11 protein-coding genes and 1 pseudogene are annotated in these 13,751 nt (G+C 65.9%); 6 read left to right on the top strand and 6 right to left on the bottom strand.

From position 1 onward, the window contains the following. The first annotated feature begins 12 nt into the window (after window positions 1–12). Window positions 13–918 (top strand): TauD/TfdA dioxygenase family protein, encoded by a 906-nt coding sequence (locus OU419_RS00785; protein WP_254469825.1) that lies wholly within the window; start codon window positions 13–15, stop codon window positions 916–918. Between the two features lie 76 nt (window positions 919–994). Then, window positions 995–1,885 (top strand): TauD/TfdA dioxygenase family protein, encoded by an 891-nt coding sequence (locus tag OU419_RS00790; RefSeq protein WP_254469826.1) that lies wholly within the window; start codon window positions 995–997, stop codon window positions 1,883–1,885. Window positions 1,886–2,015: 130 nt separating this feature from the next. On the opposite strand, the gene OU419_RS00795 is transcribed toward OU419_RS00790, so the two are convergent. The 4 genes from OU419_RS00795 to OU419_RS00810 all read right to left on the bottom strand — a co-directional run bounded on the left by OU419_RS00795 (window position 2,016) and on the right by OU419_RS00810 (window position 6,860). Next, the gene (locus tag OU419_RS00795) at window positions 2,016–3,374 is read right to left on the bottom strand and encodes an 8-oxoguanine deaminase (RefSeq protein WP_254469827.1); all 1,359 of its coding nucleotides are present in this window, start codon (window positions 3,372–3,374) and stop codon (window positions 2,016–2,018) included. Between the two features lie 153 nt (window positions 3,375–3,527). After that, the gene (locus OU419_RS00800) at window positions 3,528–4,211 is read right to left on the bottom strand and encodes an SDR family oxidoreductase (protein ID WP_254469828.1); all 684 of its coding nucleotides are present in this window, start codon (window positions 4,209–4,211) and stop codon (window positions 3,528–3,530) included. Window positions 4,212–4,356: 145 nt separating this feature from the next. Beyond that, window positions 4,357–5,664 (bottom strand): MFS transporter, encoded by a 1,308-nt coding sequence (locus OU419_RS00805; protein WP_254469829.1) that lies wholly within the window; start codon window positions 5,662–5,664, stop codon window positions 4,357–4,359. A 398-nt stretch (window positions 5,665–6,062) separates the two neighbouring features. After that, window positions 6,063–6,860 carry an AraC family transcriptional regulator gene (locus tag OU419_RS00810; RefSeq protein ID WP_254470329.1) on the bottom strand — a complete coding sequence of 266 codons (798 nt, stop codon included), beginning with the start codon at window positions 6,858–6,860 and terminating at the stop codon, window positions 6,063–6,065. Window positions 6,861–6,938: 78 nt separating this feature from the next. Between OU419_RS00810 and OU419_RS00815 the strand changes: the two genes are divergently transcribed. The 4 genes from OU419_RS00815 (at window position 6,939) to OU419_RS00830 (ending at window position 11,260) form a co-directional block, all read left to right on the top strand. Further along, window positions 6,939–8,555: a gamma-glutamyltransferase family protein gene (locus OU419_RS00815; RefSeq protein ID WP_254469830.1), complete on the top strand. Its 1,617-nt coding sequence runs from the start codon at window positions 6,939–6,941 to the stop codon at window positions 8,553–8,555. Between the two features lie 469 nt (window positions 8,556–9,024). Next, window positions 9,025–9,861, top strand: coding sequence for an outer membrane protein OmpK (locus OU419_RS00820; protein ID WP_254469831.1), 837 nt, complete (start codon window positions 9,025–9,027; stop codon window positions 9,859–9,861). A 143-nt stretch (window positions 9,862–10,004) separates the two neighbouring features. Continuing rightward, window positions 10,005–10,673, top strand: coding sequence for a TetR/AcrR family transcriptional regulator (locus OU419_RS00825; RefSeq protein WP_254469832.1), 669 nt, complete (start codon window positions 10,005–10,007; stop codon window positions 10,671–10,673). Next, entirely contained in the window at window positions 10,670–11,260 is a 591-nt protein-coding gene (locus OU419_RS00830) for an IMPACT family protein (protein ID WP_254469833.1), read from the top strand. The genes OU419_RS00825 and OU419_RS00830 overlap by 4 nt, the downstream gene beginning before the upstream one ends. A 457-nt stretch (window positions 11,261–11,717) precedes the next feature. Here the strand turns inward: OU419_RS00830 and OU419_RS28945 are convergent, their stop codons facing one another. Both OU419_RS28945 and OU419_RS28950 read right to left on the bottom strand, forming a co-directional pair. Then, complete coding sequence (locus tag OU419_RS28945; protein WP_408004976.1) at window positions 11,718–12,455, bottom strand: methyl-accepting chemotaxis protein; 738 nt, start codon at window positions 12,453–12,455, stop codon at window positions 11,718–11,720. 177 nt (window positions 12,456–12,632) lie between these two features. Further along, window positions 12,633–13,646: pseudogene (locus tag OU419_RS28950) on the bottom strand (cache domain-containing protein); the annotation flags it as partial. Window positions 13,647–13,751 lie beyond the last annotated feature (105 nt).

Here is a 13,751-nt window from a genome sequence, read left to right on the forward strand (position 1 = left end):
GAGGACATCGACATGAGCAATGCAGCACAAGCCATCGCGCAACACAGCGTTGAACTCGATATTCATCCGGTCGCCGGCCGCATTGGCGCGGAGATTCGAGGCGTTACCCTCTCCGGCGATCTGGAGGCCGCCACTGTCGAGGCCATCCAGGCCGCGCTGGTGAAGCACAAGGTCATCTTCTTCCGTGGCCAGAGCCAGCTCGACGACCAGGGCCAGGAAGCCTTCGCCAAGCTGCTCGGCGAGCCGGTGGCGCACCCCACGGTGCCGGTACAGGAAGGCACCAGCTACCTGCTGGAGCTGGACGGCGCCCAGGGCCGCCGCGCCAATTCCTGGCACACCGACGTGACCTTCGTGGACGCCTATCCGAAGGCCTCGATCCTGCGCAGCGTGCTGGCGCCCGAGGCTGGTGGCGACACCGTCTGGGCCAACACCGCGACCGCCTACGACGACCTGCCGGCCGAGCTCAAGGCGCTGGCCGACTCGCTCTGGGCGGTGCACAGCAACGAGTACGACTACGCCGGTGTACGTCCCAGCGTCGACCCCGCACGCCTGGAGGAGTACCGCAAGATCTTCACCTCGACCCTCTACGAAACCGAGCACCCGGTGGTGCGCGTGCACCCGGTGAGTGGCGAGCGGACGCTGCTGCTGGGCCATTTCGTCAAGCGCCTGAAGGGTTTCTCGCAGCATGACTCGGCGCATCTGTTCGCCGTGCTGCAGAGCCACGTCACGCGCCTGGAGAACACCGTGCGCTGGCGCTGGCAGGCGGGCGACGTAGCGATCTGGGACAACCGCGCGACCCAGCACTACGCCGTTGACGACTACGGCACCCAGCCGCGCATCGTGCGCCGCGTGACGCTGGCCGGCGAGGTGCCGGTGGGCGTGGACGGGCAACGCAGCCGGACAACCAGGAAGGCTTGATGCCAGCAAGCCCCCTCGCTCCATCCGCAGGCAGCGCTGGAGCGGGGGCACGGCCCCTATTCACAGGAAAATACCCATGACCCAGTCCACCGCTCTCAAGCAATCCACTCCCGAAACCTTCGCCATCGTGCCTCTCGACGCCCCGCTGGGTGCCGAAGTTCGTGGCCTGGACGCCAGCCAGCCGCTCACTCCCGAGCAGATCCTGGCGATCAAGCAGGCCCATCGCGAACACCACATCCTGATCTTCAGGAATCAGCAGCTCGACGACGCCCAGTATCTGCGCTTCGCCACTCTGTTCGGCGCGGTGTTCCAGCCGCCGGCTGACATTCCGGTGCTGTCTTCCGGTGCCGACGGCAAGGCGCCGGACATCGTCAAGGTGGCCAATACCGGCGATGGTGAGCTGGGCAACTTCGCCCTGCCGGCGCATGTCGATCACCAATGGACGCCGGTGCCGTCGTCCGGTTCGTTCCTCTATGCGCTGGAAGTGCCGAGGACCGGCGGAGAAACGCTGTTCACCAACCTGGCCCGTGCCTACGATTCGCTGGATGATGCCACCCGGGCGCAGATCGACGACCTGCGGCTGATCAACTACAACCCCTTCATCCGCCTGAAGAGCGGCGGCTACAACGGTGGCTTCGTGCGCTATCGCACGCCGGACATCGAGCCGATCCAGGGCACCGAGCACCCGTTGGTGCGCACCCATCCGGAAAGCGGCAAGCGCGTGCTGTTCCTCTCTGTGCACACCGAGGTGGAAATCCCCGGGTACGATCCACAGCAGGGCGCGGCGCTGGTCGAGCGGCTGCGCGAGCACCTGCAGCAGCCGGAGCTGAGCTACACGCACAAGTGGGAAGTGGGCGACATCGTCTGGTGGGACAACCAGGCCACGCTGCATGCGCGCAACGCGTTCCCGGCCAGCGAACGGCGGCGCCTCAAGCGCATCAGCCTGAGTGGCAGCCGACCGTTCTAAGAGCCTTTTCTCAACGCAGCCATGCCGACGCGCAGTAGGCCGGGACAGGTCCAGAGAGAGCAATGAGACGCGGGGGAACGGCTGGCGACCCCATCCGCCAGCCGTTCTGCCGCGCCTCACCCGTTGCGGTTTACAGAGTGCCCAGCAGCTTGCGCGCAGCCTGGGTGTGGTCGGCGATCAGGCGCTTGAGGTCGAGGCCCTCGACTTCGCCGCCGATGACGCGCCAGCTGCCGCCGATCATGATCCGGTCGGCCCTGTCGGCACCGCACAGCAACAGCGCGGAGAGCGGATCGTGGCTGCCGGAGAAGCGCAGCTCGTCCAGCTTGAACAGTGCGAGGTCGGCCTGCTTGCCCACCGCCAGCTCGCCAATGTCGCTGCGACCGATCAGCTTCGCCGAACCCCTGGTGGCCCAACCCAGCGCGCGCTCCGGGGTGATCTTCTCGGCGCCATAGCGCAGGCGCTGGATGTACAGGGCCTGGCGGGCTTCGAGAATCATGTTGGAGGCGTCGTTGGAGGCCGAGCCGTCCACGCCGATGCCTACTGGCGCGCCGGCTTCCTCCAGGGCCACGGTCGGGCAGATGCCCGAGGCCAGGCGCATGTTCGAGCTGGGGCAGTGGCAGACGCCGGTGCCGGCTTCGCCCAGACGGCGGATTTCCTCATCGTTGAAGTGGATGCCGTGGGCCAGCCAGGTACGTGGACCGAGCCAGCCGACACTGTCCAGGTAGTCCACGGTGCGCTGGCCGAAGCGTTGCAGGCAGAAGTCTTCTTCATCCAGGGTTTCGGCGAGGTGGGTGTGCAGGCGTACGTCTTCGCGCTCGGCCAGCTCGGCGCTGGCGCGCATGATTTCCGGTGTCACCGAGAACGGCGAGCAGGGCGCCAGGGCGATCTGCACCTGGGCACCTTCGCCGCGCTGGTGATACTCGCGGATCAGGCGCTGGCTGTCGTCGAGGATAGCCTCGGCGCTCTGCACGGTCTGCTGCGGCGGCAGGCCGCCGTCGGCTTCGCCGAGGCTCATCGAGCCACGGGTGAGCATGGCGCGCATGCCCAGTTCCTGGACCACGCCGGCCTGTACGTCGATGGCCTGCTCCAGGCCATCGGGGAACAGGTAGTGGTGGTCGGCGGCGGTAGTGCAGCCCGAGAGCAGCAGCTCGGCCAGGGCGACCTTGGTGGCCACGCCGAGTTGCTCGGGCGTCAGGCGCGCCCATACCGGGTAGAGGGTCTTCAGCCAGGGGAACAGCGGCTGGTTCACCACCGGCGCCCAGGCGCGGGTGAGCGTCTGGTAGAAGTGGTGGTGGGTGTTGATCAGGCCGGGCGTCAGCACATGCTGGCTGGCGTCGAAGGTCTGTTCGCAGGGAGTGCCGGGCTGCTGGCCGGCGGCGACCAGTTCGACGATGCGGCCGTCCTGCACGACGATACCGCCACGGGCATCGAGATCGTTGGCGGTGAAGATGGCCAGCGGGTTGCGCAGCCAGAGACGCGGGGAAGACATGAGTAAGTTCTCCAAACGGACGGAGCCGTTCGTACCGAGACGGCTCCATGAGAGTCATGGGAAGCCAGCTCAGTGTTTACCCTGTCTGCTGATCCAGGTCCGTTGACCCTGCGGTCAGACGTGGGCGCATGGTAACGCCCACGGCGCGGATCGTCACCAGTCGATCGTCGTTCCCTGGTAGTCCAGGTAGAACTGGCCGCCACGGCCGGCGTGGCCTTCGACCTGCTCGACGAGCCCCTTCACGCTGGTCGGAACATCCAGCGGCGCGGCTTCGCCACCCATGTCGGTGCGCACCCAGCCCGGATGCAGATTGAGCACGGTGATGCCGGTTTCGCCCAGCCCGGCGACGAAGCTGCGGGTCAGCGAGTTCAGCGCCGCCTTGCTCGCGCGGTACAGCGCCATGCCGCCGGATTCGTTGCCGGCCACGCTGCCCAGTTCGGAGGTCATGAACGCCAGGACGCCGCGCTCGCCGTCCAGGCGCGGCAGCAGGCGCTCGGCCAGGCGCAGCGGCGCCACGGCGTTGACCATGAACAGTTGGCCGACGTCGGCGAGGCTGGCGTCGATGGCCGACTGGTGCGCCGGGCCGTAGATGCCGGCGTTGATGTAGACGAGATCGAAGCGCGAGCCGGCGAGGGCTTCGGCCAGGCGATCCTGGGAGTGCACATCGTCGAGCACCAGCGATTCGACGCGCACTGGCAGTGTGGCCAGCTCTCCGGCGTTGGCGGCATCGCGCACGGTGGCGGCGACCTCCCAGCCACGCTCCAGCAATTCGCGCACCAGGCCAAGGCCAAGGCCGCGCGAGGCGCCGATGATCAGTGCGGATTTCGGGGTGTTCATGGCGGTGCTCCGACAGGAAGGGGTGGGGCAAGGATAACCCACGCTGCCCGCGCGCCGGGCGCAAACGACAAGGCCCGGCATTGCGCCGGGCCTTGTGGATAAAAAGCCCCGGGAGTGTGCGCCGGGGCCCGGGCAAGTTGCCCAATCAGTCGGTGGTGATCTTCGAGTGCTTCTGGGTGTCTTTCATGGTCACGTAAACCAGCAGCGAGCAGGCGATGCACGCGGTGACGTACCAGTAGAAGCCGCTCTCCATGCCGATGCTCTTGAACCACAGCGCCACGTACTCGGCGGTGCCGCCGAAGATGGACACGGTCAGTGCGTACGGCAGGCCCACGCCCAGGGCGCGGATCTCGGTGGGGAACAGCTCGGCCTTCACCACGGCGTTGATCGAGGTGTAGCCGCTGACGATCACCAGCGCGGCCATGATCAGGAAGAACGCGCCCCACCAGGTATCGATGGTGTGCAGGGTATTGAGGATTGGGTAGGTGAAGACGGTGCCCAGCACGCCGAAGGCGATCAGGATCGGGCGACGGCCGATCTTGTCCGACAGCGCACCGACGATTGGCTGCAGCAGCATGAACAGGAACAGCGTGGCTGCCGAGATCATCGTCGAGTCGCTCTTGCTCATCCCCACCGTGTTCACCAGGTATTTCTGCATGTACGTGGTGTAGGTGTAGAAGGCCAGGGTGCCGCCCATCGTCAGGCCGACCACGGTGAGCACTTCCTTGGGGTGGCGCAGCAGGGTACGCAGCAGGCTTTCCTTGGGCTCTTCTTTCTTCTTGGCGAAGGACTCGGTCTCTTCCATGCCGCGACGCAGGTACATGGCAACGACCGCGCACAGCGCGCCGATGAAGAACGGCACACGCCAGCCCCAGCTTTCCAGTTGCTCGGTGGTGAGGGTCTGCTGCAGAACGATCAGCACAGCCAGCGCGATGAGCTGGCCGGAGATCAGGGTCACGTACTGGAAGCTGGAGAAGAACCCGCGGTTCTCCTTGTTGGCCATCTCGCTCAGATAGGTCGCCGAGGTGCCGTACTCGCCGCCGACCGACAGGCCCTGCAGCAGGCGCGCGATCACCAGCAGGATCGGCGCGCCGACGCCGATGGTTTCGTAGCTCGGGGTCAGGGCGATGATCAGCGAGCCGAAGCACATCAGCAGTACCGAGGCCAGCAGCGCCGCCTTGCGGCCCTTGCGGTCGGCGTAGATGCCCATCAGCCAGCCGCCGATCGGGCGCATCAGGAAGCCCACGGCGAAGATAGCGGCGGTGTTCAGCAGTTGGGCGGTCATGTCGCCCTGGGGGAAGAACGCCTTGGCGAAGTACAGCGAGAAGGCGGCGTAGACGTACCAGTCGTACCACTCGACCAGATTGCCGACGGAACCGCTGAAGATCGACTTGATGCGCTGGGATGTCGTACGGGGTGCGGCAGAAGCGGAGATGGCGCTTGCGCTATCCATGTGTATTCCTCTTTGTCGTTGTTGTCGTCAGGCGTGCGGACTGCTCGTAACGGCACACCGGCGCACCGCGAGGGCGGCGCAGTGGGGAGGGCGATAGCAGGCACCGTGCCAACGCGTGAAAGCCGCATGGCAGAGGGGTTTCGGCGATTCTGCAGGGTGTCTTGGCAGGCGAAGGGGCGCCGATTGGCGCGGGTGCTGAGCGGAAATCCGCCTATCTGGCGCCGGCGTTTATCCGCACGAGCGGACCGTGCCGGCGACTACGGTTGGCAGTGACTTCGGGATGCGTTGCCGCGAGGCGACATCGGCGCAAACCCGATCCACCAGAGTGCCCGCGTTGGCAGGTTCGCGGGATGGGTGGAGCGAAGCGATACCCATCGACTGGCAGTGGCGGATGCCGCTTACCGCTGGCGGAACAGGTCGCCGGGCGTGAAGCCGAACAGGCCCTTGAAGGCCGCGATGTATGCCGAGGTGGAGTCATAGCCGCAGTCCAGCGCGGCAGAGGTGACACTGTCGCCGGACTCCAGCGAGCCGAGGGACGCCAGCAGGCGCTGGCGCTGGCGCCAGAGGCGGAAGGTCATGCCGGTCTCGCGCTGGAACAGGCGCGACAGGGTCTTTTCCGATGTACCGATGCGTTGCGCCCAGTCGCCCAGGGTCTGGGAGTCGGTGGGCTGGTCGATCAGGGCCTGGCATAGCTGCAGCAGGCGTGCTTCCTGGGGCATCGGCAGGGAGAAGGCGACCTCCGGCAGGGTGCGCAGCTGGTCCAGCAGCACTTCCACCAGGCGCGACTCGGGACTGTCGCCCTGGGGGTAGTCCACCGGCAGCTCGCAGAAGCTCTTGATCAGCTCGCGGGCCAGCGGTGTCACTTCCAGCACCCGGCAGCGATCCGCCGCCCAGGAGCAGGCGTCGTCGCGGATGTACAGGCTGCGCATCTCTGCCTGCATCGAGGTGACTACTTCGTGTTCGAGGTAGGCGGGGATCCAGATCGCCCGTTGTGGCGGGGCGAAGAAGCTGCCTTCGGCGGTATGTACGCCGAGCACACCGCTGATGGCGTAGGACAACTGCACCCAGGCGTGATGGTGGCGGCCGGTCCAGGAGCCGGCGCGCAAACGCTCGGCACGGGCGTACACGGGGCGGGGCAGGCGCTCCAGCACCGGAATGAGGCGTTGCAATTCGGGGGCTTGTCCGTTCATCGCTATAACATGGCAGCGTATCGCTAGCTGGAAGAGTCTGGCAGGGCTACCCTGCCGCCTCAAGTCGTATTCAGGAGGATGCCGATGCTCTGCTTTTCCGCCCAGGACTACCCTTACCCGTCGCAGCGCTCGCTGACGTTCGCCCGCCGTGGGATGGTCGCCACCTCGCAACCGCTGGCGGCGCAGGTCGGTCTGGATATCCTGCGCCGAGGCGGCAATGCCATCGACGCCGCCATCGCTACGGCGGCGGCGCTGACAGTGGTGGAGCCGACCGGTTGTGGCATCGGCGGCGACGCCTTCGCCCTGGTCTGGGTCAAGGATCGACTCTACGGCCTGGACGCCAGCGGTCATGCGCCGCAAGCCCTGAGCGTCGACGCGGTACGCGGCGCCGGACATACGACGATGCCGCTGTACGGCTGGACGCCGGTAACCGTGCCGGGCTGTCCGGCTGCCTGGGCGGAGCTGTCGCGGCGTTTCGGCCGCCTGCCGTTCGCCGAACTGCTGGCGCCGGCCATCGAGCTGGCGAGCGATGGCTTCCCGGTTTCTCCGGTGATTGCCGGGTTGTGGCAGAGCGGCCTGGACAAGTTCCGCGCGGTGCAGGCGCAGCACCCGGAGCTTGCGGCCTGGTTCGACGAATTCCTGCTCGACGGCCGTGCGCCCTTCGCCGGTGAGATATTCGCCAATCCGGCCCAGGCCGAGACGCTGCAGGCGCTTGCCGAAAGCCGCTGCGAAAGCTTCTACCGGGGTGAGCTGGCGCGGACCATCGCGGCGCATTCCGAACGCAGCGGGGGCTACCTGCGCGCCGATGATCTCGCCGCCTACCAGCCGCAGTGGGTCGAGCCGATTTCGCTGAACTACCGTGGCTATGACGTCTGGGAAATCCCGCCCAGCGGCCAGGGGCTGGTGGCGTTGATGGCGCTGAACATTCTCAAGGGCTTCGACTTCGGCGAACGCGACAGCCCGGAAACCTGGCATCGGCAACTGGAAGCGATGAAGCTTGCCTACGCCGATGGCCGCGCCTACATCGCCCAGCCAGACTGCATGCGCGTCAGCGTCGCCGATCTGCTCAGCGACGACTACGCCGCCAGCCGCCGCGCACTGATCGGCGCACGGGCACTGGAACCGCACCCGGGCAAGCCCAGGGCGGGCGGTACCGTCTACCTCGCCACCGCCGACGGCGAGGGCAACATGGTCTCGTTCATCCAGAGCAATTACCACGGCTTCGGCTCCGGCGTGGTGGTGCCCGGCACGGGCATCGCGCTGCAGAACCGGGGCGCCGAATTCAGCCTGGATACCCAGCACGTCAATTGCCTGCGTCCGGGCAAGAAGACCTTCCACACCATCATTCCCGGCTTCCTCAGCCGGAATGGCGTGCCGCTCGGGCCGTTCGGCGTGATGGGCGCCTACATGCAGCCGCAGGGCCATGTGCAGGTGGTGATGAACCTGGTGGATTTCGGCCTCAACCCGCAGGCCGCGCTGGATGCGCCGCGCTGGCAGTGGCTGGGTGACAAGCGCGTCGGCATCGAGCACGGTGCGCCGCGCAGCCTGGCGGCGGTGCTGGCGCGGCATGGGCACCATGTGGAGGTGGCCCATGACCTCACCAGCTATGGCCGTGGCCAGATCGTCCTGCGCGACCCGGTAAGCGGCGTCCTGTGCGGCGGCACCGAGCCGCGAACCGACGGGCACATCGCCGTCTGGTAAGGACCGCCCGGCGGCTGGATGCAGTCTGCAGGTGTGGCGCAGGCCCGCCTCTGGCATCATTCGCGCCCGGAAAAACGCGTGAAATGCCGCGTGGGGAGTTGTGTAGATTTCCCACAGCGATCTTGTATACATAAATTGTATTGATTCGTTTCAACACAACTTTTTCATGTATCCAATTGAGCTGGCGCAAGTCGCCCGGTTTCGAGCCGGACGATGTGGCATTGCCCTGAATGCAGGCGAAGTTGTCCTGCGGGTCAGGAAATCGCCGGTCCAGAGCCTACCTGCGAATTTCCGCCGTGCGCGTTTGAGCCACGCAAAAAGTACGGATTGCATAGCGATCCGGCATAAAAACGGAACGCCCGGTCAGGATTGGCGCCAATCTTGCTATTTCCTCGCCGTGCCTGACCGACCGGACAGGTTCCGCTGACAATTAAAAACGCAACACGACTGCACTGATTAGGAGCAACGCATGACTCGCACTCTCGCATCCCTGCTGCTCGCCGGCGGGCTGCTCTCGGCTGGCCAGGCCCTGGCTGGCGGTGAAGACCTGAGCCCCGCGCCGGCCGTCAACGACGGCCCGCTGATCTGGCACAACGAAAGCCTGACCTACCTGTGGGGCAAGAACTTCCGCGTCAATCCGCCGATCCAGCAGACCTTCACCTTCGAGAGCGCGAGTGCGTGGACCTGGGGTGACATCTGGTTCTTCGTCGACCAGATCAACTACAACGGCAAGGAAGACAGCCAGAACGGCAAGAACACCTACTACGGCGAGTTCAGCCCGCGTCTGTCGTTCGGCAAGATCACCGGTGCCGACCTGTCCTTCGGTCCGGTCAAGGACGTGCTGCTGGCTACCACCTACGAGTTCGGCGAAGGCGATACCGAGGCCTATCTGGTCGGTCCGGGCTTCGACCTGGCGCTGCCGGGCTTCGACTACTTCCAGTTGAACTTCTACTACCGCAAGCCCGACGGCAACCGCGTTCCGTCCGGCGCCTGGCAGATCACGCCGGCCTGGGCCGTGACCATCCCGGTAGGCAACTCCGACATCCTGTTCGACGGCTTCATGGACTGGGTCGTCAACAACAAGGACGCCAGCTCCAGCGAGCGCGGCCAGAGCGATTACCACGCCAACCTGCACTTCAACCCGCAGATCAAGTACGACCTGGGCAAGGCAATGGGTTACGAAGCCAAGCACCTGTACGTGGGTGTGGAATACGACTACTGGTCCGACAAGTACGGCATCAAGGATTCCCAGTACTTCCGCACCGACCAGAACACCGTCAGCGCACTGGTCAAGTACCACTTCTGACGGCTCGCAGGTCCCGCCGCAAGGCGGGACTTGCGTTCCCCCGCATCACCCCCGCCTGCAGTTTTTCTCCTGCAACGGCTTGAATCGCCCGCCCCGGCTGGGTTATCCATGCTGCGCCCCCCGCCGACGCATGGACACGCCGCATGACTCTCCAGGTACCCGCCCATACCGCCCAGAACGGTGAGAAACCCGCCGGCCGCATTCGCCAGAAGAACGAGGAAGCCATCCTCTCCGCCGCCGAGGAAGAGTTCGCTCGCCACGGCTTCAAGGGCACCAGCATGAACACCATCGCCCAGCGCGTCGGCCTGCCCAAGGCCAACCTGCACTACTACTTCAGCAACAAGCTGGGGCTGTACGTGGCGGTGCTGAGCAACATCCTCGAATTGTGGGATGGCACCTTCAACCACCTCACCGTGAATGACGACCCGGCCATTGCACTGGCAGGCTACATCCGCGCCAAGATGGAATTTTCCCGGCGCTACCCGCAGGCATCGCGCGTCTTCGCGATGGAGATCATCAGCGGCGGCGAATGCCTCTCCCAGCACTTCAGTCAGGACTACCGCACCTGGTTCAGCGGCCGTGCCGCCGTGTTCCAGGGCTGGATCGACGCCGGCCGGATGGACCCGGTCGATCCGGTGAACCTGATCTTCCTGATCTGGAGCAGCACCCAGCACTACGCCGATTTCGCCACCCAGATCGGCTTCGTCACCGGCCGCAAGCGGATGTCCAGGCAGGACTTCAGCGATGCCACCGACAACCTCATCCGCATCATCCTCAAGGGTTGCGGGCTGACGCCGCCGGCCACGGCATGAGTTTTACCCTCGCCGCACCGGTTGTGTATCAGGAAGACATCCGCAAGAGCCGCTTCCACTGCGTTGCCGCACCCATCGCCAGCGAGGCGGAGGCACAGGCGTTTCTTGCCACGCACCGCGATGCCAGCGCCGGGCACAACTGCTGGGCGTGGAAGCTCGGCAACCAGTACCGCTTCAGCGACGACGGCGAGCCCGGCGGCACCGCGGGCCGGCCGATGCTGGTGGCCATCGAAGGGCAGGACATGGACCGCGTAGTGGTGATGGTCAGCCGCTGGTTTGGCGGCATCAAGCTCGGTACCGGTGGCCTGGCGCGCGCCTATGGCGGCTGTGCGGCGAAGTGCCTGCAGGATGCGCCGCGCATCGAACTGGTGCCCAGCAGCCGGCTGGCCTTCGCTTGCGGCTTCGCCGAGCACGCGCTGTTCAAGGCACGGGTGCTGGCGCTGGGCGCCGATATCGAGGACGAAGCCTTTGGCGCCGAAGGCGTGCGCCTGACGCTGAACTTGCCGACCAGCCAGGTCGAGAGCCTGCAGCGGCTGCTCGGCGACCTCAGCCGTGGGCGCATCCAGGCGCAGCCGCTCGACGCCTGATTCTCTCCCCTGTTTTCGTGGAACCGCCTGTGGATAACCTGTGGCTCGACAGCGCTCGCCCGCGTGCTCCGTATCCTGGGGGGAATTGAGCGTTTTCTGAGCATTCGCTCGAAAAGTTGTTGAGCGAAATATGAACAAGCTGTGGAAAAGCTGTTGGTTAATCAACGGCTTTTCCGCCGAAAGTGAAATCCTGACAACCTGGCGAGTTATTCATCGGACTTATGGGGGCCGCGGAATGCCTGGTTTTGAGTGTTTTCAGCGACTTCTGACGGTTTGGCGCAGCGCCGGAGGAAAAACTCTGGACAAACTGTGGGCAAGTTGTGGGCTACTTTAAGCGTCCAGGTGATCCCCTGGGCGGTGATCGGCCATCGATATGCAGCTATGGTGGCTGCTCGCCGCGGAAAATCTGTGGGTAACTTTGGGGAAAAGACGCCGGCGCATGGCCGGCGTCCGAAACTCAGAGACGGAACTGCGCCATCTGCCGCGCCAGGTCGTCGGCCAGGCCGCGCAGTTCGCGGCACTGTTCGCGGCCGTGCTGCACCTCACGGGTGGTGGCATGGGCGAGATCGGAGATGCCTTGCACGTTGCGGTTGATCTCCTCGGTCACCGCCGACTGTTCCTCGGTGGCCGTGGCGACCTGGTGGTTGATGTCGCTGATGCGTTCCACCTGGTCGGCGATTGCGCCCAGCGAGACGCCAGCCTGCTCGCTGGCGGCCAGGCTCTGGCCGGTGGTTTGCTGGCCGGAGTGCATTGAACGCACCGCCGCGTCGGCACCGTCCTTGAGGCGCTGGATGATCGCGAGGATCTCATCGGTGGAGCCCTGGGTACGGCTGGCCAGAGTACGCACTTCATCCGCCACCACCGCGAAGCCGCGGCCCAGCTCGCCGGCGCGCGCCGCCTCGATGGCGGCGTTCAGGGCGAGCAGGTTGGTCTGCTCGGATATGCCGCGGATCACCGCCAGCACCTGGTCGATGCTCGCCACCTGCTCGGCCAGCTCGCTGACCGCGCCGGCGGCGTCGCCGATCTCGCCGGACATGCGCTGGCCGACCTGCAATGAGCCCTCGACCACCCGCCGCGCCTCGCCGGCCTCGTCCCGCGCCTGTTGCGACGCGCTGGCGGCCTGCTCGGCGTTGCGCGCGATTTCCTGCACGGTGCTGCCCATTTCGTTCACCGCGGTGGCGACCATGTCGGTCATCTCCTGCTGGCGACCGGCGCGCTCGGCGGTGTTCTCCACCACCTGCGCCACTTCGCTCACCGTGCGCAGCAGTTGCTGGCTGGTGGCGAGCACCGCGCCGATCAGTGCGCGCTGGCCTTCGAGGAAGCGGTTGAAGCCGCGCGACAGGTCTCCCAGTTCGTCGGTGCGGCTGTCGTCCAGGCGCCGGGTCAGGTCGCCACCCCCGCCACCGATCTCCAGCAGTGCGCCCGTTACCTGGCGGATCGGTTTGACCAGACTGCGTGCCATCAGTACCACCAGGGCCAGGCAGAGCAGCGCCACCCCCGCGCCGGCGACGCCGGAGACGGCCAGTGCGTCGCGGGCATCGGCGTAGATTTCCGCTTCCGGAACTTCGCTCACCAGTGTCCAGCCCAGGTCGTGCAGCGGCAGGCTGGCAGCGAGGAGGTTCTCGCCGTCACGCTGGAAGCGGGCGCTGTGGAATTCATGCTTGCCCAGCAACTCGCCTGCTGCCTGGACGCCGACCAGGTCGGCCAGGGTTCGGTCCTTGACGTGGGCCGGGTCTGGATGGATCTGCACCTGGCCGTCGTTCTTCACCAGGTAGACACGCCCGGACTTGCCGAACCGGAAGTCGCGGATCAGCGTCGACAGCTCGCGCATCTCCAGGCCCAGCCCGGCGATGCCCAGCAACCTGCCGTTGCGCTCCACGCGCTGGTCGATGAACAGCGCCAGCTCGCCGGTGCTGCCGTCGACGTCGATGTTCCACATGCGCGGCTCGCCGCTGTCGATGAACTGGAAGTACCAGTTGTCCTTCGGGTCGCTGCGGCTGAGCACACGCTCCTTGCCCTTGTCGCTGTAGTACGCGCCGCTGGCGTTGGATGCGATCAGGGCCGCGAAGGCTTTCTGCGAGGAGCGGATGCCCGCCAGGTAGCGGGTGAACTCCTCCAGTTGCGCAGGATTTTCCCCGGCGGCCAGCCAGTCCTGCACCAACGTGTTCTCGGCAATGCCCGAAGCGGCGGTGATCGGGCCGGTGAGGCGGCGCTCGAAGTCGTTGGCGATGGCCTGGATGCTGGCGGGCAACGCCTGCTGGAGCAGGTAGCGCTCGCTCAGGCGGTTGACCAGCACGGCGTAGAGGCCGAGGACGATGAGCAGGCTGATCAGCAGGGCGGCACCCATGCTGAGGATGAGTTGGGTCTGGATACTTCGCAGGCGCATTTTCTTGTTTTCCTCCGAACGCACGGCGAATCGCTCGCGACGGGGCGCGGGCAACGAGACGGGGCTGGGAGGTTATCGGCCGTGGTAGGGAAAACTGTTGTCTGA

The sequence above is a fragment of the Pseudomonas triclosanedens genome (genome assembly GCF_026686735.1).
Classification (GTDB): Bacteria; Pseudomonadota; Gammaproteobacteria; order Pseudomonadales; family Pseudomonadaceae; genus Pseudomonas; species Pseudomonas triclosanedens.